The 23,138-nt window shown below is 70.0% G+C and carries 20 protein-coding genes and 1 pseudogene; 10 read left to right on the plus strand and 11 right to left on the minus strand.

The window, feature by feature from the left end; all coding sequences use genetic code 11:
• The first annotated feature begins 5 nt into the window (after positions 1 to 5).
• The 5 genes from ACWCRD_RS41955 to ACWCRD_RS41975 all read left to right on the plus strand — a co-directional run bounded on the left by ACWCRD_RS41955 (position 6) and on the right by ACWCRD_RS41975 (position 5,205).
• On the plus strand, positions 6 to 770 hold the full coding sequence (locus tag ACWCRD_RS41955) for an SMODS-associated NUDIX domain-containing protein (RefSeq protein ID WP_450970936.1): 765 nt from the start codon (positions 6 to 8) through the stop codon (positions 768 to 770).
• Positions 771 to 1,020: 250 nt separating this feature from the next.
• A complete protein-coding gene (locus tag ACWCRD_RS41960) occupies positions 1,021 to 1,686 on the plus strand; it encodes a hypothetical protein (RefSeq protein ID WP_450970937.1) in 666 nt (221 codons plus the stop codon).
• Positions 1,687 to 2,060: 374 nt separating this feature from the next.
• On the plus strand, positions 2,061 to 3,476 hold the full coding sequence (locus tag ACWCRD_RS41965) for a prenyltransferase/squalene oxidase repeat-containing protein (protein ID WP_450970938.1): 1,416 nt from the start codon (positions 2,061 to 2,063) through the stop codon (positions 3,474 to 3,476).
• Positions 3,473 to 4,294: an inositol monophosphatase family protein gene (locus ACWCRD_RS41970; protein ID WP_450970939.1), complete on the plus strand. Its 822-nt coding sequence runs from the start codon at positions 3,473 to 3,475 to the stop codon at positions 4,292 to 4,294. Before ACWCRD_RS41965 ends, ACWCRD_RS41970 begins: the two co-directional genes overlap by 4 nt.
• A gap of 5 nt (positions 4,295 to 4,299) precedes the next feature.
• Positions 4,300 to 5,205: a viperin family antiviral radical SAM protein gene (locus ACWCRD_RS41975; RefSeq protein WP_450970940.1), complete on the plus strand. Its 906-nt coding sequence runs from the start codon at positions 4,300 to 4,302 to the stop codon at positions 5,203 to 5,205.
• A 341-nt stretch (positions 5,206 to 5,546) separates the two neighbouring features.
• Here ACWCRD_RS41975 and ACWCRD_RS41980 read toward each other — a convergent pair whose 3' ends face one another.
• Positions 5,547 to 6,428, minus strand: coding sequence for a helix-turn-helix transcriptional regulator (locus tag ACWCRD_RS41980; protein ID WP_450970941.1), 882 nt, complete (start codon positions 6,426 to 6,428; stop codon positions 5,547 to 5,549).
• A gap of 202 nt (positions 6,429 to 6,630) precedes the next feature.
• Between ACWCRD_RS41980 and ACWCRD_RS41985 the strand changes: the two genes are divergently transcribed.
• From ACWCRD_RS41985 to ACWCRD_RS42000, 4 genes are all read left to right on the plus strand, one after another.
• The gene (locus ACWCRD_RS41985) at positions 6,631 to 8,067 is read left to right on the plus strand and encodes an MFS transporter (RefSeq protein ID WP_450970942.1); all 1,437 of its coding nucleotides are present in this window, start codon (positions 6,631 to 6,633) and stop codon (positions 8,065 to 8,067) included.
• Positions 8,057 to 8,953, plus strand: a complete 897-nt coding sequence (locus tag ACWCRD_RS41990) for an alpha/beta hydrolase (protein ID WP_450970943.1) — start codon at positions 8,057 to 8,059, stop codon at positions 8,951 to 8,953. The genes ACWCRD_RS41985 and ACWCRD_RS41990 overlap by 11 nt, the downstream gene beginning before the upstream one ends.
• A 97-nt stretch (positions 8,954 to 9,050) precedes the next feature.
• Positions 9,051 to 9,338, plus strand: a complete 288-nt coding sequence (locus ACWCRD_RS41995; protein WP_450970944.1) for a hypothetical protein — start codon at positions 9,051 to 9,053, stop codon at positions 9,336 to 9,338.
• A gap of 2 nt (positions 9,339 to 9,340) precedes the next feature.
• Positions 9,341 to 9,469: a hypothetical protein gene (locus tag ACWCRD_RS42000; RefSeq protein WP_450970945.1), complete on the plus strand. Its 129-nt coding sequence runs from the start codon at positions 9,341 to 9,343 to the stop codon at positions 9,467 to 9,469.
• On the opposite strand, the gene ACWCRD_RS42005 is transcribed toward ACWCRD_RS42000, so the two are convergent.
• The 10 genes and pseudogenes from ACWCRD_RS42005 to ACWCRD_RS42050 all read right to left on the minus strand — a co-directional run bounded on the left by ACWCRD_RS42005 (position 9,450) and on the right by ACWCRD_RS42050 (position 21,755).
• The gene (locus ACWCRD_RS42005) at positions 9,450 to 9,572 is read right to left on the minus strand and encodes a hypothetical protein (RefSeq protein ID WP_450970946.1); all 123 of its coding nucleotides are present in this window, start codon (positions 9,570 to 9,572) and stop codon (positions 9,450 to 9,452) included. The two genes, ACWCRD_RS42000 and ACWCRD_RS42005, sit on opposite strands and share 20 nt — an antisense overlap.
• 109 nt (positions 9,573 to 9,681) lie before the next feature.
• Positions 9,682 to 10,775, minus strand: a pseudogene (locus tag ACWCRD_RS42010) (IS630 family transposase).
• A gap of 360 nt (positions 10,776 to 11,135) precedes the next feature.
• Entirely contained in the window at positions 11,136 to 12,806 is a 1,671-nt protein-coding gene (locus tag ACWCRD_RS42015) for a class I adenylate-forming enzyme family protein (RefSeq protein WP_450970947.1), read from the minus strand.
• Complete coding sequence (locus tag ACWCRD_RS42020; RefSeq protein WP_450970948.1) at positions 12,803 to 14,605, minus strand: CoA transferase; 1,803 nt, start codon at positions 14,603 to 14,605, stop codon at positions 12,803 to 12,805. The genes ACWCRD_RS42015 and ACWCRD_RS42020 overlap by 4 nt, the downstream gene beginning before the upstream one ends.
• The gene (locus tag ACWCRD_RS42025; protein WP_450970949.1) at positions 14,602 to 15,441 is read right to left on the minus strand and encodes a class I SAM-dependent methyltransferase; all 840 of its coding nucleotides are present in this window, start codon (positions 15,439 to 15,441) and stop codon (positions 14,602 to 14,604) included. Before ACWCRD_RS42025 ends, ACWCRD_RS42020 begins: the two co-directional genes overlap by 4 nt.
• A 78-nt stretch (positions 15,442 to 15,519) precedes the next feature.
• Complete coding sequence (locus ACWCRD_RS42030) at positions 15,520 to 17,097, minus strand: class I adenylate-forming enzyme family protein (protein ID WP_450970950.1); 1,578 nt, start codon at positions 17,095 to 17,097, stop codon at positions 15,520 to 15,522.
• Positions 17,084 to 18,454, minus strand: a complete 1,371-nt coding sequence (locus ACWCRD_RS42035) for an FAD-dependent oxidoreductase (RefSeq protein WP_450970951.1) — start codon at positions 18,452 to 18,454, stop codon at positions 17,084 to 17,086. The genes ACWCRD_RS42030 and ACWCRD_RS42035 overlap by 14 nt, the downstream gene beginning before the upstream one ends.
• Entirely contained in the window at positions 18,451 to 19,425 is a 975-nt protein-coding gene (locus ACWCRD_RS42040; protein ID WP_450970952.1) for a UbiA family prenyltransferase, read from the minus strand. The genes ACWCRD_RS42035 and ACWCRD_RS42040 overlap by 4 nt, the downstream gene beginning before the upstream one ends.
• Positions 19,426 to 19,521: 96 nt before the next feature.
• The gene (locus ACWCRD_RS42045; RefSeq protein WP_450970953.1) at positions 19,522 to 20,664 is read right to left on the minus strand and encodes a DegT/DnrJ/EryC1/StrS family aminotransferase; all 1,143 of its coding nucleotides are present in this window, start codon (positions 20,662 to 20,664) and stop codon (positions 19,522 to 19,524) included.
• The gene (locus ACWCRD_RS42050) at positions 20,661 to 21,755 is read right to left on the minus strand and encodes a DegT/DnrJ/EryC1/StrS family aminotransferase (protein ID WP_450970954.1); all 1,095 of its coding nucleotides are present in this window, start codon (positions 21,753 to 21,755) and stop codon (positions 20,661 to 20,663) included. The genes ACWCRD_RS42045 and ACWCRD_RS42050 overlap by 4 nt, the downstream gene beginning before the upstream one ends.
• Positions 21,756 to 22,060: 305 nt before the next feature.
• On the opposite strand from ACWCRD_RS42050, the gene ACWCRD_RS42055 reads away from it, so the two are divergent.
• A complete protein-coding gene (locus ACWCRD_RS42055; RefSeq protein ID WP_450970955.1) occupies positions 22,061 to 23,137 on the plus strand; it encodes a Gfo/Idh/MocA family oxidoreductase in 1,077 nt (358 codons plus the stop codon).
• Position 23,138: the final 1 nt, after the last annotated feature.

Below are 23,138 nucleotides of genomic sequence, written 5' to 3' on the forward strand. Positions count from 1 at the left end.
CGCGAGTGCTGGAAGCCATCTGGACCGGCCTACTGGTCGCGCTGCTGTGCTGGATCGCATCGGTGCTGTGGAACAACCGCCGCAGACTGCCCGTACTGGTGGCCTCCTGGCGTCTCTTCGGCGAAGTGCGGGTCTCCGTCGCATCGTTGCTCCGTGTCCAGGACGACGACCGGTACCTCCTGGTGCACTCGCCCTACCGGCCCGACTCCTACGGTCCGCCCGGCGGTGTGGTCAAGTACCACCCGGCGGCGCGCCCGGCCCTGGACCGGCTCGGGTTCCGCGAGGAACTGCGGGTGGACCAGCGCATGCGCAGCGATCTGCGCGGTTTCCTGCCGGGTCGTGCGCTGCCCGGCTTCGTCCGCTGGCTCGACCGTCAGGAGGACCGAGAGTCGGCGCTCGAGTGCGTGCGCCGCGAACTCGCCGAGGAACTCGCCGAGATCGGCCATCAGGAGCTGGCCGCCGGCATCGACCGCCTCCACTTCACCCATGTGCGGCACGTGGTGGACGGTCCGCTGAAGGTGCCCGGACGGCCCTACCGCGTAGTCCGCCTCTTCGATGTCTGGGACCTGAGCCTCGACACCGCCGAAGCCGTGCGGCTGCGGGACGCGTTGACGGCGCTGGCTGCGGACTCCGCGAACCATGGCGTGCTGGTCGCCACCGCGGACGACATCGTGCATGGCCGCCGTCGGCACGCCTATCTGGCTCCGCACGCGGCCTACCTGATGGGGGAACGCCGCTTCCACGCCGACCTGCCACCCCTGAACTCGTGAACCGCTCTCCCGCCGGGTGGCCGGTCCGCGTCAGGGCGCGTCTGTGGGGCGCTGCCCAGTGTGAGCACCCGGTAGAGGGAACCCACGGGTAAGGTTCGATGCCACACCGTTGGCCGACACGTTGCCCTCGATCATCGATGGATGATTTGTTCCATTTTAGGACTGTTCATAGCTCCCCGTGGGCAGGAGCCGGGCCGGGAAGGCCGTCCAGCGTCAATGGCCCCAGCGGCAACCGGGAGGCGTCATTCCGATGACGTATCCGGTGGAGATCCCGCGGCCGGATACCTTGGTGGTTGTCCGAACGGAGTTTGCCGGACACGAACAGGAGCAATACGGACCGTCGGGTCCGGTTGAGCTTCTTCAGCTAGGGACTCGCTTCGGTGGGAATGTATCGGTGAGGTCCGGCCTCGACAAACGACAGCTCCGCGCGGACGCCGCCGTGGTCGGCGTGGGCACCGTGCTGAGCCCCGACTGGCTGTGGCACACCGGCCTCGACCTCGCCGACGGCGTCCTGTGCGGCCCGACCACCCATGTCACGGACGCGGACGGCTTCGCCATCGACGGCATCGTCGCCGCAGGAGACGTCGCCCGCTGGCCCAACCTCCGCTTCGACGACACCCCGCGCCGCGTGGAGCACTGGATCGACGCCATCGAGATGGGCCGCCACGCCGCCGACGCCCTCGAGCAACAACATCGGAGTCATCACCAGCCAACGCCGCTACGGTCACCTTCTGGGACGTGGGGCAGAGGCCTCTTCCGCCGAGACTGGTTAACCATCGCGGCATATGCCAAAGTAAACAAAGCGCAAAGTGCAACCTTGGTGATGTGGTTCACCTTGAAAATGGGGATGACTTTGACGGGTGGGCACCCACCGCGATGCTTGCTTGCAGCGTCGACGGCGATTCGTACCTATTAGCGTCAAAGCGGCGGGGGGCGGACTTGGCGACGACTGCGCAAGACGAGACCGAGGCGCAGAGCGATGTGCGCGTGTCCATACTGTTGATGCGGAACGACGCAGACGTCTTTTACCTTCGTGGTGGGGCAGGGGGCAGGCGCTGTCCAGAGGTGCGTTTGCCAGCGGCACAGCTACGCCGTCTCGGTCTGCGCCGGGCCCTGGCTGAAGCGGCGCTAGAGGAACTGCACCTCGACCTCACGTACCTGGGGGTGCTGAAGGTTGGTGATTCAACGGAAGCTCTGAGACTGTTCGTGGCAGCCTCTACTCCCGGTGCTGATGAGACTGCGGGGGGTAGGACCCCGCTCGCTCCCTTCCGGCTCTCGGAGCTGAGTCACTTGGCCGGCGAGCTACCCACGAGAGGACTCTTCAGCCTTGCCCTTGAGCGCAGGTCGGCGGAATTTGCTGCCGACGACCTGCGGCGCTCTATTCAGAAAGCGATCGACGACTCGATTGCTTTCCTGGGATCCCACTCCTGCACCGAGAATGGGATGAAGGGGTGGAACCAGTACCAGGACGGCACTCGGGTGGGAGTGATCTCATCCGCCCAGGCCCTTCTCTCCCACTCGTACGCGGGCGTCGGTAGTGATGTGCTGCACGAAACGGCGGCAACGCTGGAATCGTTGCAGAACCCCGATGGGGGCTGGCAGGTGCGGCGGGCTCTTGTGGGCGCAGCTAGCGACGTGTCCATCACGGAGAGCACCTCTTTCTGTTTGATGGCACTTCACGCTTCTGGCCGGACTGCATCCAACCCCTCGGCGCAGCGAGGATTGGCGTGGCTGACCAGCATGCAGCGCCCGGACGGCGGTTGGTCATCGTCGGAGAGCGGTGAGGCACCCAATGTCGTCGCCACTGCATGGGCGGCACGCGTACTCGTGGCTTTTGACCGCGCGGAGCCAGCCCGGCGCGGCGTCGAGTGGCTGCGTACTGCTCAAAACGCCGACGGGGGGTGGGGGCCGGTCGCCATGCGGCAGACGTCCGAAGACGGGGAGTCGAACTCCTCGCCTGCCTACACGGCTCACGCAATACTCGCGTTGGTTGCACTCGGGGTTCAACCAGGTGACCGGGCCGTCGATAAGGCTTGCGAATACCTCGATTCGGCATTCGACCCGGCCCAGGAAGAGCCCTGGGTCTCGACCTCCTTCACGACCCTGGTGGATGCCGAGTCCTATGCACGCTTGGACTTCCGGCACTTCGCCACTCCGTGGGCGCTGTCGGCTCTCAGTGCAGCGGGCCGGGACCTCGGTGACAAGACCGTTCTGCTAGGCACGCTACGGCTCCTGCGTGCACAGGCAGCCAGCGGTGCTTGGCGAAGCGGTCTCACGGCTCCGGGTGACTATCCGGTATGGGCCTGTCATGACGCTCTGTTTGCCCTGAAGAGTGTGACTGAAGTGAGTTCCCGACGATTGGACGCCGTCATTATGGCTTCCCATCTGCGAAGGGAGCGGGACGTGCTGGAGGAGTCCGTTTTGAGTCCTTCCTCCCCGCGTGGGGTCGCCCGGCGGGTGCGAAGCAGCTATGTCACCACCGCCTGGATGTCCCTGCTCACCGTTGCCGTGATCCTTCTGCTTCTCGTGCAGTTCAATGTGATCGAAGCGGCTGCCGGGGATTCTATGATCACAAAAATAGTCAAATGGGGTGCGGCTGCCGTTTTCGCTGTCGTGGGGGCACTGGCACCGCCCATACTGGCCGAGGAGTACAAGATACGACGCCAAGGGAACGCGAATCCACCACACGGAGGTGAAGGTACATGAAGACCGCATCTACGCTTACCGGTATGTGGCATAGGGAAATGGAAGCGGCGATCGGGGCTGCACGCGCGGCAGCTGTCGAGATCCGATCCGATTTTGGTAACAGGAACGTTACTAGCCGAAAAGGTTTCTATGATGTCCAATTACGAGCTGACCTCGTCGCGCAGAGGGTGATTGTCCAGTACCTTGTTCAACGCTTTCCTGACTACGCCGTTGTATCAGAGGAGGGAATGCAGGAATCCTGGAACGATCGACGCATGACGTGGGTCGTGGACCCCCTGGATGGTACCAATAACTTCGGATTCGGGATCGCGCACTGCGCGGTTGCCATCACTCTCTTCGATGAGGGCAGGCCTGTTCTTGCGGTGATTCACGACCCGATTCTGGGGCGCCAATTCTCGGCGGTCGCGGACTCGCCTCGTCAACCCGTGGTCAGCGCCCTATCCCCGACGATGGGCGACGCCACGGTGGCTCTCGTCACTGACTATTCCCGGGAAGGGCGAATTACAGGCCGACGCATCGATCAGGTTCTTAGTCAGAACTGTAAACGAGTCACGGCCATGTGGGCCCCTGCGTTGGATCTTGCGTTGGTGAGCACGGGTGCCTTGGATGCCATGGTGAGCCGTAACGCTGCACTTCTTGATGTCTGTGCAGGGCTGCTGCTGGTTCAGATGGCGGGTGGGTGCATCCTGGATACTCGTGGCGTGCCTCTGCGCTTGGATAAGTCGCTGCACCGGAGCGCAGTTTCTTTTGTGGCGGCAAGCTCTGAGAAGCTGGCTAGCGATTTGGTGCGCCTGGTGTTCCCAGATGGTGGGAGGTAGGTGGCATGGAGGTGGGAACGGGCTTAGCGCCCCCGATTGAGTCGGTGAATTTTCACCTCTGGCAGCCATGTAACATGCATTGCGGATTTTGCTTTGCGCGGTTCAAGGATGTGCGCAGGGAGGTCTTGCCGGCTGGCCACTTGCCCGCTCGTGACGCTCTTCGCGTCGTGAAAATGCTCGCGGATTTTGGATTTAAGAAGATTACCTTCGCGGGTGGCGAGCCATTTCTGTGTCCATGGTTGGATGACTTGATTGAGATGGCCGCAGAATGCGGCATGGTTACATCCGTCGTCACTAATGGCTCACTTGTAGAAGATTTATCGGATCTAGCTCACCTTCTTGACTGGATAGTTGTGAGTGTCGACAGCCTGGGGCTGCGAACATTGACGGAATTGGGGCGGACAACGTCGGGTCGCCCCATGACTGAGTCGGCCTACCGGGATCTCTGTGGCCAAGCGCATGAAGTCGGGGTGCGTCTCAAGGTCAACACCGTCGTCACACGGGTCAACATGAAGGAGCATCTAGCTCCCTTCATCGCAGACGTTGCCCCGCATCGTTGGAAAATCCTACAGATGCTGCCCATCAAAGGGCAAAACGGCGGAAAGGCTAACCCGTTTGCTATCTCCAGGGAGGAATTTGCGAACTTTGTAGCCAGAAATCGCTGGGTATCCCGACGCGGTGTGAAGGTGGTTCCGGAAGAGAACGAGGATATGGTGGGCAGCTATGCCATGCTTGATCCCGCCGGTCGGTTCTTTGACAATATTAGCGGCTCCTATTCTTATAGCCGTTCAGTGCTGGAGTGCGGTGTTTCTGTTGCGCTGAGCCAGGTGAGGTTGGACCGTGCTAAATATCTTGCGCGGGGTGGCAACTACGATTGGGGGAGGCACAGTCAGTCCTTGGTGGGGCAATAGCCAGGCGGCTGAGTCCTGGTCGCCGCCGCCGCTGATGCCGTACCAGATCCTAGTCGTCAGGCTGGCCTGGACCACGTTGATGACGGCGACGATCGGACCCTGCCGACAATTCCTGAGGCCCGCAGTCGCCCCCTCCGTCATCTTCGCCTCCAGCAGTCAGCTTTCACCAGGCGCGCAACGCATTCCAGCTCGTAGGCCGACGTGTGACCTCGATCTGCCGTGGCGCGATGAGGTTCCCTGTTTATCAAGGGAGCTCTGGAGGGTAGCGCGCTGCCCCTACTGCAGAGGGCTGGATTGTAACTGTGGTCAGATACCCTCCCGGCCGATCGGCGCGATCCGCCTCACACTGTCGCGGAAGTGCTCTCGACCTCAGGCGCGGCTGTGCTGCCCAACAGGCGCAGAGCAGCCTCAGAGGGTGAGCCCGGTTCGGCCGTATAGGCGATCAGGCGCTGGCCAGACGAGCCGGGGATGACAAGGTTCTCGAAGCTCAGGTCCATCGTGCCGACCAACGGGTGACGCAGCTGCTTCACCCCCGAGGTGCAGGTGCGCACCGGATGGCGGGCCCAACGGGAGGCGAACTCGTCGCACAGAACGGTGAGTTGGCCGACCAGTTCGGTCAACCGGCGGTCGTCGGGGTGCCGACCGGCGATCAGCCGCAGCGAGGCGACCGCGAGCTGCGCCTCCTCGTGCCAGTCCGTGTACAGCGCGCGGTAGCGGTCATCCAGGAACAGCATCCGCGTCACATTGGGCCGGGTACCCGGCGTCTCGGGGCTGTCCGCGGGCAGATGCGCGGCGAGCAGTGCGTGCCCCAGCCGGTTCCAGGCCAGTACGTCGTTGCGGCGGTCCAGCACCAGCGCCGGCACCTCGGACATGGCCGCCAGCAGCTGCCGTGCTGAAGGGCTGGCCTGCTCTGCACGGGGTGTGGCGGGGCGGGCAGCGGTGGCGGTGGGCCGGCCCAGATCTTTCAGATGCGCGGTCTCGTCGTCGGTCAGCCGCAGGGTGCGCGCGATCGCGTCCAGCACGGAGTCCGAGGCGCTGAGCGCACGGCCCTGCTCGAGACGGGTGTAGTGGGTGATGCTGACCCCGGCGAGCATGGCCAACTCCTCCCGGCGCAGCCCCCTGACCCGGCGGCGCGTCGGATGCGGGGTGATGCCGACGTCCTCCGGACGCAGCGCGGCACGGCGGGACCTGAGGAAGTCTCCCAGTTCGGACGGAGCGTCCATCGATGCCTCCCGTTCACTCCCTTTCATCATGCCCGCCCGCTGCGCCGGTCGTGAGCCATAAGGGTGGTCATGTGATGACCACCCTCGCACTGACTGTGCGCGACAGGGTGCTGGCTGGGGTCCCGGGCCGAGACGAGTCTCTTGCCCAGCGGTGCGCACGACAGACGCACCGATGAAGCTCGAACGAAAGGGACCCGACGTCATGTCCGTCACTGATTCGGACACGGCCGGTACGGCCGTAGGAACGGCCCCGGCCGTCCTCACCCCGCGCCTGCGGCTGGTGCTGGTGCTGCTGCTCGCGGCCCAGTTCATGCTGGCCGTGGACTTCTCTATCCTGAACGTGGCGCTGCCGGTGATCGGCAAGGGCCTGGGCTTCTCTCTGGCGCATCTGCAGTGGATCGGCACCGCGTTCGCCCTGTGCGCAGCGGGCTTCACCCTGCTGTTCGGCCGGGTCGCAGACCTCTTCGGCCGCCGTCGGCTCTTCCTCGGCGGCCTGGTGGTGCTGGGCGCGGCCTCGCTGGTGGGCGGTCTGGCTCAGAACCCGGAAGTGCTGATCACGGCCCGTGTCTTCCAGGGACTCGCGACCGCCGCGGTGACCCCGGCAGGCCTCTCACTCATGACGACCTCGTTCCCGGAGGGCCCGCTGCGGGAGAAGGCCCTCGGCCTCAACGGGGCTCTGATGTCCGCAGGGTTCACCACCGGCGCGATCCTCGGCGGCCTGCTGACCGACCTGCTCTCCTGGCGCTGGGCGTTCTTCATCAACGTGCCCGTCGCCCTCGCCGTCCTGATCGTCGCCCCGACGGTCATCAAGGAGTCCCGGCCCGACGAGCGCCCGAAGCTGGACGTGCCCGGCGCCATCAGCGTCACCCTCGGTCTGCTGGCCATCGTCTTCGGCCTCACCCAGGCCGGCGAGCACGGCTGGGGCTCCACGAACGCCCTGCTGCCACTTGCGGCTGGTGTGCTGCTGCTGATCGTGTTCTGGGTCGTCGAGCGCAAGGTGAGCGCCCCGCTGGTGCCGCTCGGCGTGCTCGGCAAGCGTTCGGTGGCCTGGGGCAACGTCGCCGGTCTGATCGCCTTCCTCACCGAGACCTCCCTGGTCTTCCTTTTGACCCTCTACCTCCAGGAGGTGCTCGGCTTCTCCCCGCTGGCCGCCGGTCTGTCCTTCGGTGTGCTGGGCATCGGAACGGTCGTCGGCGGCTCGGTCGCCCCGAAGGTCATCGGGAAGATCGGCAGCAAGCAGACGCTGATCACCGGCGGCATCCTGCAGACTGTGTTCACGGCCGCCCTGCTCGGCCTCGGCACCGCTCACTCCTCGCTGTGGCTGCTGCTCGTCGCCACCTTCGCCGGCGGGGTGGGCAACATGCTCGTCATCGTCGGATTCATGGTCACCGCGACCTCCGGGCTGGCTGACCACGAACAGGGTTTGGCCACCGGGCTCGCAACCATGACCCAGCAGATCGGCATCACCATGGGCACGCCGATCATGAGCGCCATCGCCACCGCCGCGATGACCGGCACGGGAGCCTCGGCTATCCTCGGCGGACTGAAGACGGCCATCGCGGTCAACGCCGCCCTCGTTGTCCTCGGCGCCCTCACCAGCGCCGTGTTCCTGCGTGGTGCGCGGTCGAGTGCGCAGTAACTCACGACGGTACGAACCCCGCGCCGGTCTGGGCGCTCCGGACGAGGACAGGGCCGTACGTCCGGACGGCCTGCGCTCCGGTGAAGTGCAGTGGCGGCCGGGCTGGCTGGACGCGGGGACCCATCGCATACCGGTACGGATCTACCGGCCCGGACCGCGCTCGTACGGCTGGCTGGTCTGGGCGCACGGCGGCAGCTGGCAGGCCGGGTCGGTCGAGCACTGGCACGGGCCCGTCACGGACCTCGCGAGGACCTCGGGGTGCACCGTGGTCAGCACCGGCTACCGACTGGCCCCCGGCTACCGGCACCCTGCCCAGCTGGAGGACGTGCTGACCGCGCTCTCTTGGGCTGGGGAACAGGCAGCGGACGGCGAGCCGCTGGCGGCCGGGGGCGACAGCGCAGGCGGCACCATCGCCGCCTGCGCGGCCCTCGCCCGCCGCGACCGCGACCAGCCACTCGCCGCCCAAGTGCTGGCCTACCCGCCACTGGACCCCGACTGCGCCGCCACCTCCTACATCAGCGAGCGGGGCGCCCTCCCTGCGGCGGAGGACCTCCGGCTGGCCTGGGAGACGTACCGCGGCGGGGTGGAAACCGCCATACGCGGCGAGGCTCCGCTGTACAGCATCCCCCTGGCGGCGGAGCGGTTGGAAGGGCTGGCCCCGGCCGTACTCGCGGTCGGCGAGCTCGATCCCGTCCGCGACGACGTCACGCAGTACGCCCGGCTGCTGCGCGAGGCGGGCAGCGCCGTACGGCTGAAGACCTTCCCCGGCACCCCGCACGCGGCCTTCCTTGCCGCAGGCGGTCCCGGTGCAGGGAACCCGGGACTGCGGCGCTGGCTCGGAACGGCGCTGCGCGAGCAACTCGAACGACGGAAGGAGACACCATGACCACCACACGGCCCGAGACGGGGCTGCCGCACATCGCAGCCCTGCTGCGCCCCTTCGGGGACCTGCGCGACGGAACCCACGGCGAGGACGCGACACCGTGTCGCGTCAGGGCAAGGATCGGCATTTCGAGCAGGCCGTCGAACTGCTCCACCCGTACGCCGCCCAGGTGCTGGAGGAGTTCGACACCGCCCTGCTCCTCGGTACCGGCGAGGTGACGGCGAGCGGAACCCAGCGCACCCGGGACCAGGGGCTGAGGGCGAGCTGGACGCTGTCGTGGCCCGAGCAGCGGGAGACCGGGATCGCGCCGATCACCCTTCTTGCGTACTACGGCGGTGGCTTCCACCACCCGCATCTGCGGGGCGCGACCGTGCAGACTGGCCGCTGAACGTGTTCACGCCCGAGCAGGCGGCGGCCGAGGTGCCCACGCCGCGCGCGATCGCCACCGGTGACCTGCACAACCTGGTCTTCCAGCGGGGCTACCGGATCGTGCCGGCGATCACGCGAAGCGCACGATGAGCGGGTCGGCGGCGCCGGCCCCGCGCCTGTCGGTGCTGGACCAGCCGCCCGTCAGGCCCGTGACCTTCGCGTCGACCATCGGATTCGCGCGGCTGTCGCTCAACAGTAGGACGGGCGGCGGGGCATTGTGCTCGGGCGCACAGGTGGGCTTCAACATGGCGAAGCCAGGCGTCACGTGCAGCTCTTGTTCTGTGGGTAGGGTCGGGGTTGTCCTACTGATTTCCTCGGATTGTTGTCGGGTGGTGGGTGAGGCTGAGTCCGGTGCCGGCAAGGCAGCCGTCGATGAGGTCTGGCCGTAACTGGATATGGCGAAGTCCGCGGCGGAGGGTGCGTTCGAGGTGATCGTCGTCGGTGAAGGCGGTATTGGCCAGCGGGCCGCGCCGTAACAGCGACCAGACGCCTTCCGCCGGATCCAAATCCGGTGCATAGGAGGGCAGTTGGACGATGGTGAGCCAGTCGTGTTCGTCCGCGTACTGGCGCATGCCAGCGGCGAGATGGGTATTGAGATTGTCCCAGACGAGCACGATCGGGGCCTTGAGCTGGATGTGCGCGCGCACCGCCAGGTCGCGGTAGTCGCGCCAGGAGAAGCTGTCGCGCCCTTTGCCTTTGTGCTTGCGGTGGCGGCGCGGCCGGTAGATCAGCCGGGAGGTTTCTCCTTGCTTGTAGCAGCACATGGCAGCGATCGACCAGCGGCGCCAGGAGCGGCCGCGCACCCGGACCACCGGCGTGTACCCACGTCGGCCCCAGGTGCGGGCCCGCGGCGGTGTCATGGAAAACCCCGCCTCGTCCTCGAAGACGATGTAGGCCCCCAGCGCCGCCGCGGTCATTCCACCTGCGGCCACACGTCCTTCTTCCACAGCTCGACCGCATGCTCGTCGCGTTCCAGTGCGCGGCGGGCCGGGCACTGCCAGGACTAGCCGTGCCGGTGCAGCAGCCGCCAGACGCCCGCCGAGGAGCAGTCGATACCGAGCTTCCAGGCGATCAGCGCTCTGACCCGCGCCAGGGTCCACCGTTGGTCCTCCCAGCCGTGCTCGGCCGGCCCGAGGGCCAACTCCTCCTCCAGCACAGCGAACTGGCCGTCGGACACCTTGGGAAGTTTGGCCGGCCCCGCGGAGGCGAGGGCCTCCATCCCGCCCTCCTGCCAGGCACGACGCCAGCGCTCCACCGACCGCTCACTCACCCGCAGATCCCTCGCGATCACCGCGGTTCTCTCACCGCGTGCGAACCGCTCACCGGCCTGGTACCGGATCCGCTCACGAAACTGCCGCCGCTCAGCGGTCAGCCCACCACCCTGCGCGTACCGCATACCACCGGCCTACCGCAGGGATCAGCATCCGACAACAGTCCGAAGAGATCAGTAACGGAGGTTGGCGGACACCAACATCGACAATGCCAACCGTCGGGTTCGCCTGAGCTTCTTGGCCTGAGCAAGACCGCCCTGAGGGTGGGACGCGGAATCTCCGTACCTTGCGTGTTCGCCCTACGGTGGCTGCGTCACATGCTGCTGCGCGTACGGCAGCTGTCGTGGATCTAGTAGCTGGAGGGCGGCCGTTCGACCTCTGCGGCTACGACGTCGGCAGGCCCTCGTGCGCCCGTGGCGGTGACAGGTCGGCGCCTGCCCTCCGGCGTGGTGCTGAGGGTGTGTGAGCGGCAGATCGTCACCGCCTCACGACCGGTCCGGGACGCGCTGTCGAATCGCCCGGGCGGCCAGGGTGCGATGGCAGATCTTGCCGGTAGGGCCGAGGGGCATCTCCTCGACCACCAGGAGGAGTTCGGGGAGTTTGCGGCGGCCCAGGCCGCGGTTCAGCAGGTGGGTGGTGAGGTCGGACAGGGTGGGGGCGGGGGCGCCGGGTGCCGTGCGGAGGCAGGCGCACACGCGTTCGCCGAGGGCCGGGTCGGGTACCGGAACGCAGACCGCCTCGGCCACCGCTGGATGGCTGCCGAGTTCGCGTTCGACCTCGGCGAGGCTGATGTTGAGGCCGCCGCGGATCACGATGCGCTTGAGCCGTCCCAGGACGTGCAGCCGTCCGTGCTCGTCCAGCCGGCCGAGGTCGCCGGTGCGTACCCAGCCGTCCGACGTGCGGTAAAGGGCGTCCAGTTCCGGCGCGTTGACGTAGCACATCGGCGTCATGGGGCCTCTGGCCTCGATCTGGCCGGTGTGCCCGGTGGTCAGGGGTGTGCCGTCGGGACCGGTGATCCGCACCTGGGCGACCGTGGGGTCGGGGGTGCCGACGCTGTCGCCGGGCGGGAGGTACTCCCTCGCGGTGTGGCAGTTCACTCCGTCCGAGGAGCCGTAGACGGTCACCACCGGCCGGGCGAACCGCCTGAGCCACGCGTCAGCGGTCGCTGCGGGCAGCGCCGCACCGCTGGAGACGACGACACGCAGCGACGAGGTGTCCTCGTCGGGCCGGGGTGGGAGGTCGGCGAGCCGGCGGAGCATCGTGGGCACCGCGAAGAGGTGGGTGGGGCGGTGCTCGGCGACCAGCCGCAGCGCGCCCTCCGCGTCGAACCCCGACTGCACGATCAGAGTGCCGCCGAGGGCGGCGAGGGTGACGGGCGTGCCCAGGGAGCCGAAGGAGGAAGCAAGCGGCACGAGGACGAGGTGACGGGGCGCCACCGAGGAGTCCGGGTGCAGCGCCCGGACGTAGCGGGCCCTGCCGCCGGCCAGGGCGTGATGGCTGTAGGCGACCATCTTCGGCTCGGCCTCGGTACCCGAGGACACCAGGATGCGGGCGGGGCCGTACGGATCGGCCGACCGGTGCCACCGGCCGTGCCGGGCCGTGGGATGCGGGGCGTGCAGCCCCTGGGTCCGTCCCCCGCCGGGGCCGGGTACGAACACGGTGCGGAGGTGGGGAAGACCCACGAGGACCCGCGCCTGAGGCGCCTCGGTGAGGACGGCACCGCGGGCCCGTGAGCGGGCGAGCAGCGCCCGCAGGTCGTGGTCGTCGCCGCCCGGAGGGAGCGGGAGCGCCACCGCGCCGATCGCGTACACGGCGAGTTCCGCGGCGACGGCGTCGCGTCCGTTGGGCAGCCGCAGCGCGACCAGGTCCCCGGCCCCGAGGCCTGCTTCTTCGAAAACGTCGGCGATGCGGCGCACCTCGATGTCGAGGGCCGCGTAGGACAGCACCCCGGCGTCGTCCGCCAGCGCCTCACGGTCCGGGTGTTCCTGGACATGGGCGGTGAACAGGCTGTACAGGTCGGTGTCCGGGCACACGCCGGCCGCCACCCAGGCCCGTCGCCGGTCGCGGGGCACGTGGTCGGGGAAGGGGACTCCGGCGCGTGAGGTCCACACCGGTTGCCCGGTATTTGTCGTCTCCGGCGTGGTGGGGGCTGTCATGCGAACTCCCACGGTGTGTACGGGCGGGCGTACCCGTTGGCAGGGTCCGGCGGCGCGACGGCCGTCTGGAACGCGGCGTCGTGGGGCAGGTCGGACAGCTCGGTCCGCACGGGTGTCGCCGTCAGCCCCGCCTCGGCCAGTCGCACCCGCCACTCCTCGGTCGTACGGCGGACGAAGCGGGCCGCGACGGCCTGCGCGGACGCGGTGTCGGCGCCGTCCAGGAGGCGGCGCACGGCGTCGGGGCGTTGCCGGGCACCGGGGCCGAGGTACAGGTGGCCGTCCGCCGTGCGCAGCGGCCGGTCCAGTGGTGTCCAGCGGACCCGGTGCGCGGGACGGGGGACCAGTGCGCCCGCGGAGAGCAGACTGGAGTGGACCTGGCTGCCCTGGTGGGTCGCCTCGCGGACCGCCAGCGCGGTCAGCACGCCGTGGGCGCACACCAGCCCGCCGAGCACGTCGGTGAGGGTCATCAGGGACGGGGCCGGAGGTTCGTCAGCCGGTCGTACCGCGGCGGCGAGTCCGCTGTGCACCTGGGCGAGGTAGTCGGTGCCCACCGGGGGCCGGTCACCGAAGGTGTCGCCGAAGCCGGATGCCCAGGCGTACACCAGAGCGGACCTCCCGGGCAGCAGGTCGGAGGCGGCCAGACCGAAACGGGAAGCCTTCCCGGGGGCCCAGTTGTGCAGGAACACGTCGGCATCGGCGGTCAGGGTACGGATGGTGCGGCGGCCGTGTGCGGTGGTGAGGTCGGCCTCGATCACCGGCTTGCCCGCGTTGAGTGCCAGGAACCGGGCCGAGCACTCTCCCGCCAGCGGGGGGAGCCAGCGCATCGGGTCGCCGCCGGGCGGCTCGATCCGTACGACGTCGGCGCCCAGCATCCGCAGGATGTGCCCGGCGAGCGGGCCCTGCACTCTACGGGTGCACTCCACGACCCGAATCCCGGTCAGCGGCAGGGCGGCACCGCGGCCCGGGCGCGGGGAGGGGAACCCGGCGGGGCTGTCCGCGTGCGGCCCAGGGCTCCGTGCCGGTTCCGGCCAGGGAGCCAGTTCCCAGGGTTCGGGGCGGACGGCGGGGGCCGGGTCGTAACGTACGACGAGGAGGCTGACCCCGCTGCGGTGTGCGGCGGCACGCAGATCCGGCAGCGTGCAACGGCGTGCGGCCTGCCGCAGCGCGTCGGGCAACGGACAGACAGCGGTGGCGAACCGTTGCTGGAAGGGAAGCCAGCCGCGGCCCGCGACGGCGGGCGCCACACCGAGCCGGATCCAGAACTCCCGCCAGGCGTCGGGGGCGAGGGTCTCGATCTCCACCCGGACACCGTCGGACGTGACCAGGGTCGCCGGGCCGCCCGCCTGCCGCGCGGAGCCGGGCGGAAATGGAGGTCCGGGCGGGCCATCGTTCCCCCCGGCCGTCGCGGCGGCCAGGTACTGGCCGACCGCCAGCAGCGCTCCCTGAGCCACCGAGGTCCTCACCTCGCACAGGTCCAGCCCGCGGGCCCGCCCGACGCGCAGGGCGGTGGCGCCCAGAGCGGCGAGCACGCCTGCCACGACCGAGGCGTAGTCGACTGCCAGCGGGGCGGGCCCGCCCGTGGCCCGGCCGTGGACGTGCATCAGACCGCAGGCGGCCTGTACGGCGCGCTCGTCCGGCAGCTCCGTCGCGACGGGGCCCGCCCACTCGATGCGGAGCCGCACCGGGTCCGGGCCGGCGCCGGCCCCCGCAGGCAGGGCTTGTGCGGTGTGCCGCAGCAAACGCTCCGCGATCGTGGTGGCAACGGCCGGCCGGGCCTCGGCCCGCAGTCCCGGCGTCACGGTCGCTCCTCGGCGGGCCGACGGCCCTGTACGGAGTAGAAGACGCTGGAGGCGGCACGGAAGGACGGGTCCCGCATCAGGTCCCGCACCCGGTCCAGGTCGTCGTCGGTCATGCCCTGCTCCTTGAGCCGGTCCCGGAGGTTGCGGGTGTGGTTCAGCTGGAGCCCCAGGCCGGGGTCCTTCGCGTGTCGTACGCCGATGTGGAGGTGGACGTCGAGGGCGGTCAGTCCGGCCGCCCGCATGGCGGCCGGCACCTTCCGTGCCCAGCACGGGTCGCCGCCCGCGGCGCGCAGCGCCGCCGTCTTGGCCTCGAGGAACCGGACGTACAGTGCCTCGGCCTGTGGGCTCGGGGTGAGCAGTGGCGGTTCGTAGGAGGCGTCGATCTCGTCGATGTGCAACAAGCCGCCGGGTTTGAGGGCGCGCACCAGCTTGTGCAGGACGATGTCCCGGAAGGGCACGTGCTGCAGGATCAGGCGGGCCACCACCAGGTCGTAGGCTGCCTCCGGGAGCGGGTCGCGGGACACGTCGAGGGCAGCGACCTCAAGGCCCGGGCCGGGTACCAGGTCGCGGGGGTCGAGGTCGGTGGCGAGCACGGAGCCGCCCGGTGCGACCCGGTCAGCCAGCCAGCGCGCGATGCTGCCACCGCCGGCACCGACCTCCAGACAGCGCCAGCCCGGACCGACACCGGCGGCGGCAAGCCGGGGCAGGGTCACCGGGTCGTACGCGGCAGCCAGGCAGCGGTGCTGGTCGCGGCTGTGCGCGGTGCCGTTGCCGAAGACCGCGCGGGCACCTTCCTGGGCGTAGGACGGCTCCCGGGCGCAAGACGGCTCGGACACGGTATCGGGAGACGGCTGGGACACGGCAGGACTCCACTCGTCATGTGGTGGTTCGTCAGGTCGTCACGTGGTGGCTTGTCAGGTCCAGCGGCCGGTCCCGGTGACCGCGGTGCCGGTGAGGTGCCGGGCCAGGGCGGCGCGGCGAACCTTGCCGGTGCCGGTGCGAGGGACTTCGTCCCAGGTCAGGACCGCGGGCTGACGCATCGGCGGCAGCCCCTGGACGGCCTGTTTCCAGGCATCCGGATCCAGCCGGCCGTCGGCGGTGACCACGGCCGGCAGCGGGTCGCCGTCCGGGGCACCGACGATCACGCATTCCAGGGCCTGTGGCAGCCGCTGCTCGAGCAGGTCCTCGGTCCGCAGACAGCTCATTCCGGGCAGGGTGTCGGCCTCGCGGTCCAGGAGGCTGACGCTGCCGTCGCGGTGGTGCACCCCGACATCGCCCGAGGACCACCAGTCGCCGACGCGCTTGGCCTCCCAGCGTTCCTGTTCACCGACGTAGCCCAGGGCGAGGGCCGGTGTGCGGATCAGGAGCAGACCCGGGCGGCCGCGCGGCACCGGGCGCAGCGTGTCCGGGTCCACCACGCGCAGCCGGGTCCGGCCCGGCACCGGACGGCCCAGTCGGCGCGTCGTGGACGCGGCGTCCGGTGCGAGCGCGGAGCTGCGCGTGTGGAAGCGGAACGTCAGCGGTCCGGTCTCGGTCTGGCCCCAGCCCTGCATCCACAGCGGGTGGGCACGCCGACTGGCGGCCAGGTAGGCGCGCAGCGCGGGCGGGTGCATCGCGTCGTAGGTGCTGATGTACAGGCGGACGCGCCGGAACGGGTTGTCCAGTCGTGCGGTGAGCGGCCGCAGCCGGACGTACGTGGCGGGCAGCGCCTCCATCACGGTGGGCGGGTACGCCCGCAGCAACGGGTCGGCGGTGTCCGGTTCGTCGCCGGTGAGGACCACGATCCTGGCGGGTGCGAGCGCCGTCACCACCGCCGTCCAGCAGAAGGTGCGCCCGTGCGCGTAGGCGCTGGCGTTGCACAGGGTGTCGTCCCGGCGCAGGCCGATGCCCGGGTAGCGCACCGCCTCCAGGCGGGCCAGCTTGTGCACGAGTGTCCGTGTGGAGTGGACCACGAGTTTGGGCACGCCGGTCGTCCCCGAGGTGTGGTGGATGACCAAGGGCTCGTCCTCGTGGCGTCGTACCGGCGCACCGGGGCCGGAGGCGTCCAGTGCGGCGATGTGGGCCGCCCCGGGCACGGCGGTGTCGACGGTGACACAGACGGGGGCCGATGCGGCGGCGTCCCGGCAGCGGGCCAGCACTGCGGAGGTGGTGATCAGCGCGGCCGGGCGCAGGCGACGCAACAGGGTGAGGAGGTCCGGGGTGTCCAGTCGGGCGGAGAGCTGGGCGGGCACGGAGCCGACACGGACGGCGGCGCAGGCGAGCAGGTCGTAGTCCCAGTGGTTGTCCTTCACGATGGCCACGCGGTCCCCGGGCCGGACTCCGGCGTCGATGAGCCGGGCGGCGGTGGCGCGGACCAGGTCGGCGAGCTCCAAGACGGTCCACCGAGTGCCCGCCTGCGGGGCGATGTCGAAGGGCCGGTCAAGGTGGAACACGGTCCGGGCGCCGCGCGCCGCCGCGTCGTCGAACAGGGTGCCCATGTCATCGGGTCGCACGGATCTCCTCCGCTCGGTCGGTGCCGGGCGACGGCCGCCGCCTCAGCCTGCTCAGGACACGGGACGCGGCCAGCGCACCCGCCCGGACGGCGCCCTCGGAAGCGGGCCGCAGCATCACCCAGTCGCCGGCGTACTCAACGGCGCGCACCGGGCGGGCCAGGAAGCCGGGGCGTTCCCGCAGTGCCTGCGGGGTGGCTTCCGGCAGGCCGTGGCGGAAGGCGTGCACGAGGTGGTGGCGGCGGGCACCGGCGAGGCCCGGTACGTAGCGTTCCGCCGCGTGGGCGAGCACGTCGGCGGCCTCGTCGGGGGAGGCGTCCAGCAATCCGCGGACCCGGCGCGGACCGGCCACGAGGGTGATCAGCCCGCGGCCCGCGGGGGCCCGGCCGGGGTCCTTGGCGTGGTCGACGACCACACCGGAGAGCACGTCCTCCTCGACGGCCGGGGTGAGCAGGATGTGCACCGGACGCCGGGCGGCCGGGGCCAGCGGGCGGTCCAGCAGGTAGCTGACCTTCATCATCGGGGTGAAGGTGCAGGCCGTGACGAACGGCCGCTCGTCGGCGGGGACGTCCGGGCGCAGCGCCACCGCCACGGGCGCCGGTACGGCCAGTACAGCGGCCCGCGCCCTGACCTCACCGTCGTCGAACCGCAGGACGGCGTGCTCGCCCGCGTCGGTGACCTCCCGCACGGCGCGGCCGGTCACGACGTCGGTACCGTCCGCCAGCCGGCGGGCAAGGAAGTCCATGCCGTCCCGGTAGGTACGCCAGGTGGTGGGGGAGCCGGCCTCCAGCAGCAGGCTCACCAGGGGGGCGGCGGCAGAGCGGGCGGTGTCCCAGCCGAAGAAGCCTCCCGCGACCGGTTGGAGGAGGTAGTCGTGCAGGTCGGGGTGGTAGCGGGCCGCCGTCTGTCGCACGGTGGCGGCACCGAGCGGAGTGTGCTCGGGGCGGTCGCCGTCGAACCGGGCGCGGCGGCGTCCGGTCCACGCCGAGAAGACGGCCAGGTCGAGCCGGGCGCGGACGGACAGGCCGGCGCCGGTGAGCACCGCCGTGCTCTCGCCGACGCCGAGATGGGCGCGCCCACCACGCCAGACGGCCACCGCACCGCCGACCCGGGGGACGTCCGCCGGGCCGGCGCCCAGTCGGCGCAGCAACTCCCAGGTGGCACGGTAGCCACGCGACGCCACCTGCTCGGCTCCGGTGTCCACCGTCCAGCCCTCGTGGCGCAGACTGCGCATCCGGCCGCCCACCTGCGGCAGAAGCTCGTAGACCCGCACCGACAGCCCGGCGCGCCGCAGTTCGTGGGCGGCGGTCAGTCCGGCGACGCCCGCGCCGACGACCGCGACGTCGACCTCGGGCCTCATGCGGCGGCCCCCGCTGCGACCAGGACGTTGGCCACGGTCATCAGCACCACGCTCAGCCGGTGCACCGCGAAGCCCGTCCGGCGCGCTGTCATGATGTCCGCCCGGACGAATCCGGTCAGGTACTGGCGGGCGCGCAGCACGGTCGCCGGCAGCATCAGCACCACGAACCACCACGGGGCCACCCCGGTGACCGAGGCGACCGCACCGATGGAGAACTCGGTGACCGACAGGGTCCCGATGAAGACGGCGTTGCCCCGTTCGGACACCAGAGCCGCCACGGTCGGGCGGCCCACCGCCCGGTCGCCGGCGACGTCGTTGGTGTTGGAATAGACCCCGAACATCAGCGGCCCGAACCCGAACAGGACCGCCTGCACCATCAGGAAGCCGGACCAGCCCCCTGTCACCAGGCCGTACGGCACGATCACGAGCACCGCGCCGAGCGCGACGAGGAACGCCTCCTGGAAGCCGTGGTAACTCAGCTTCAGGCCGTACGAGTACTGCAGCGACACGGCGAACAGTGCGCCCGCCGCCACCAGCGCCCACAGCGGGCGGTACGGTGCCAGCGCGGCGGCGCCCGCCCACAGCACGGCGCCCGCGGCCGCGCAGCCCCAGGCGAAGCGCAGCGCCTGCGGCACCGTCAGCGTCCCGGCGACGAGGGGTTTGCGTGCCTTGCTGCGCAGCGGGTTGTCGGGGCCGTAGTTGGCGAGGTCACTGCCGTCCCGGAAGCCGGTGACGTCGTCCAGGGCGACCATCGCCATCAGGACCGCGATCTCCCCGGCCAGGAACGCCACCAGTACCAGCGCCTGCCGGGCCGTGAAGTCGCCGACCGGGAACAGGACGGCGGAGAGGGCGAGAAAGATTCCTAGGTAGTAGTCGTACACGTCCAGCTTGCCGAGCCGCGCATAGACGCGCAGCCTGTCGGCGCCGTGGGCGGCGGACGCGGGACGGCCCGCCGCAATGCTGTCCGTCATGGGTGACCTCCTGGGTTTCTCTGCGTCGGGCGGGAAGGCCGCGCGCGGTCCGGGTGACCGGGCGGCCCCGGCGGCTGTCGTACGTGCTGTCGTACGTCAGGAGTGCTCGGCGACGAACGCGCACACCAGGTCGGCGACGTGTTCGACCTGCGTGTCACTCAGCAAGTGGTGTACCGGCAGCGCGAGATGACGGCGGGCGGCCTGTTCTGCCCGCGGCCAGCGGGCACCGCTTGGCGCGTGGGGGGCGAAGGCATGGTGCGCGGGCAGGGGGCGCGGATAGTAGACGTGCGTGGCCACCCCCCGCTCGGCCAGGTGGGCGCCGAGGGAGTCCCGGTCGGCGGCGAGCACCGTGTAGACGTAGAAGCACCGGCCGTCCTGGTCGGGCGGGGGCGGGACCACACCGCGGCCGGCCAGCGGCGTGAAGCGCTCGGTGTAGTAGGCGGCGATCTCCGCCCGCCGCGCCAGCCGCTTGGGGAAGGCGCGGTAGCGGTGCGTCTGGAACGCGGCCTGGATCTCGTCGAAGCGGCTGTTGAGCCCGACGGCGTGGTGCACGAAGCGCTGCCCGGCCACCTGGCCGTGGTTGCGCAGCATCCGTACCTTCTCGCCCAGCTCCGCGTCCCGGGTGACCACCACGCCGCCTTCGCCGGGCATGCCGCAGGTCTTGACCTGGACGAAGGAGTAGACGCCCGCCTCCCCCCACAGTCCGGCCGGAACACCGCGCAGGACGCCACCCTGGGCGACCGCCGAGTCCTCCACCAGACGCAGTCCGTGCCGACGGGCCAGCTCGACGAACCTCGGCATGTCAGCCATCACGGAGAACATGTGGGCCGGCATCACCGCCTTGGTCCGCGCGGTGACGAGTTGCTCGGCATGGTCCGGGTCCATGGTCATGGTGTCCGGCCGGATGTCGGCGAAGACCGGGGTGGCTCCGGTGCCGACCACCGACGCGGCCAGCGGCGCACACCCGAACGCGGGCACGATCACCTCGTCACCGGGACCGACGTGCAGAGCCCGCAGCACCAGTGAGAGCGCCGAAGTGCCGCTGGAACACGCGACCACGTCCGCCGCTCCCAGGTCCTCGCGCAGCAGATCCTCGAACGCCGTGGTGCGCCGGCCCAGGATGAACCGCTGCTCAGGGTCCAGGCCCACCTCCCGGACCAGGTCGATGAGCGCGGCGCGGTCGGCTTCGAAGAGGGCGGGCGGGAAGAACGGGACGGCGGGAGGGAGCGACACGGTCATGCGGTCGCCCTCCCTTCGGCGCGGAAGGAGCGGACGGTGTCACACACGCGGTCCAGGTCGCCGGGGCTGAGATCGGGGTGGAGCGGCAGGGCCACGGCATGCCGGGCCGCCGCTTCGGCATGGGGGAACTCGCCCGTCCGGTGGCCCAGGTGGGCGAAGGCGGGCTGGTGGGGCAGCGGCACCGGGTAGTAGACCTCGGTGCCGACGCCGTGCCGGTCGAGATGGACGACGAGGGCGTCCCGGTCCTCGGTCTCGATGAGGTAGACGTAGAACACGTCGCGGGTGCCCGGGCCCTCGGCGGTGGCGCGCGGCAGGCGGATGATGCCCGGCACGTCCCGCAGACGGGCGGTGTAGGCGTCGGCCAACTCGGCCCGGTGCGCGATCTGCTCCTCCAGGAGGGGCAGCTTGGCGAGCAGGACGGCCGCCTGGATGTCGTCCATCTTGCTGTTCACTCCCGGCCATGCGCTGTCGGTCGAGATCGCCGGAAAGTCGTTCAGCGTACGGCCGGTCCTGCCGTGGTGGCGCAGGGCCGCGACGGTGTCCGCCACCTCCGCGTCGTCGGTGAGCACGGCTCCCGCGTCCCCGAGCGCCCCGAGCGTCTTGGAGGGGAAGAAGGACAGCACCCCTCCGGCGCCGTGCAGGCCCGCGTGCACACCGCGTCGGCGCATGCCGATCGCCTCGGCGCTGTCCTCGACCACCGTCAGACCATGCCGCCGTGCGACTGCGGTGACGGCCTCCAGGTCGGCCATCGTGTGGAACAGATGCACCGGCATCACGAACCGGCTGCTGGGAGTGACGGCTGCCTCCAGGGCCGCCGGATCCATCGCGTACGTCTCCGGGGTGATGTCCACGAACTGGGGCCGGCCGCCTGCCAGAACGACGGCCGACGCGGTGGCGAAGAACGAGTAGGCGGGGACCAGGACGCCGTCGCCGGGACGCAGCCCACAGGCGCGCAGCAGCAGCACGAGTGCGTCGGTGCCGCTGTTGACTCCGACGACGTACCGTGCGCCGGTGTATTCCGCGAGCGCCGACTCAAGCTGTCCGACCTGTTTTCCGTGAGAGAACTTACCGCTGTGGAAAACCTCCTCCAATGACTTTTCGATGGAAGGCCACAGCAGTTCGAAGGTTTTGGCCTGGGAAAAGAAGGGAACCGCCTGCGCTATTCCTTCTGCGGCCGATAATTCGCTCAAGTCTCGTCTCCCGCCCCGTGGAGTCGTATGCCCCGTTGAGTCATGCTGAATATCAACGCTAATCGGGCTCGTCGGCCGCGGAGAATGGGCAAGGGGCATCTTCACACGTTGTGAGTAAAGGCATTCCGAATGCCTTGACCCAATCCCGGCAGAGGGGCAATAGTCCTGCGTCGCAACGGAGTTGGCGCACGGACTAGGAGGCCCATGTGCTGCAGCCCCTCGTGGTCGGCCTCGGCCGGTCCGGATCCGGACTGCACTTGAAAACGCTGGCCCGGTTGGCCGGGCGGACCGGGAGCACGGGCGATCCACTGGTCGCCCTGCCCGCGATCGGGTGCGACCCGCGCGCCGGCGTTCTGCGGCTCTCGGCCACCCCCGGAGAGGTGACCGTCGTCACTACGCTGGATCAGGCCCTGGACCACGTGGACCCCGCCACCGCGGTGGTGCACGTTTGCACGCCGCCCCGGTCGAGACACGCCCTGATCGAGGCACTCGCCGGGCACGGGTTTCGCCGGATGATCGTGGAGAAACCCCTGGCTGCGTCCCGCGACGAACTGGACGCCCTGATCCGGCTCCGCGACGAGGCGGGCCTCGCCCTGGTGGCCATGGCCCACTGGACCGGCTCCCGGCTCGCGGGTCGGCTGCGCCGACTCGTCCGCGGCGGCCGGCTCGGCCCGCTGCGCCGCATCACCGCGGACCAGCACAAGCCGCGCTTCCTGCGGTCCCTGACCACCGACGGGCATCAGAGCGCCCTCGACGTGGAGCTCCCCCACTCCCTGGCTCTGGCCCTAGACCTGGCCGGCCCCGCCGAACTGCGCGCCGCGCACTGCTGGGACCTGCGCTGCGAGGACCGGCAGCTGCCCGGTATGGGCGGTGCCCTCCTGGAACTGGAGCACAGCACCGGGGTGTCCACCCTGCTGCGTTCCGACCTGGGCGCACCCGTGCGACAGCGCAGCGTCGTATGCGAGTTCGACGGCGGGACGGCCACGGGCCACTTCCCCCTCAGCGAGGACGACGACCACGCCCAGCTCGTCATCGCCCCCGTCGGCGGCGATGCGCCCGCGGCGCCGACCGGAGCCCCCGCCACGGGCGGCGTGCCCGGGCCCGGCCGCCAGGTCTTCCGGGACGACGCCCTGACCGACTTCCTCGAAGGTGCCTATCGCGGCTTTCTCTCCGCAGCGCCGGACGCCGCCGGCTTCTCGCTCGCCTGCGAGAGCGTCCGCCTGCTGTGCGCGGCCCGTGAACACTGCGCCGCCGCACCATCCGCCCGCACCGGGAGCCGCTGAG

It is taken from the genome of Streptomyces sp. NPDC002092 (genome assembly GCF_053593775.1).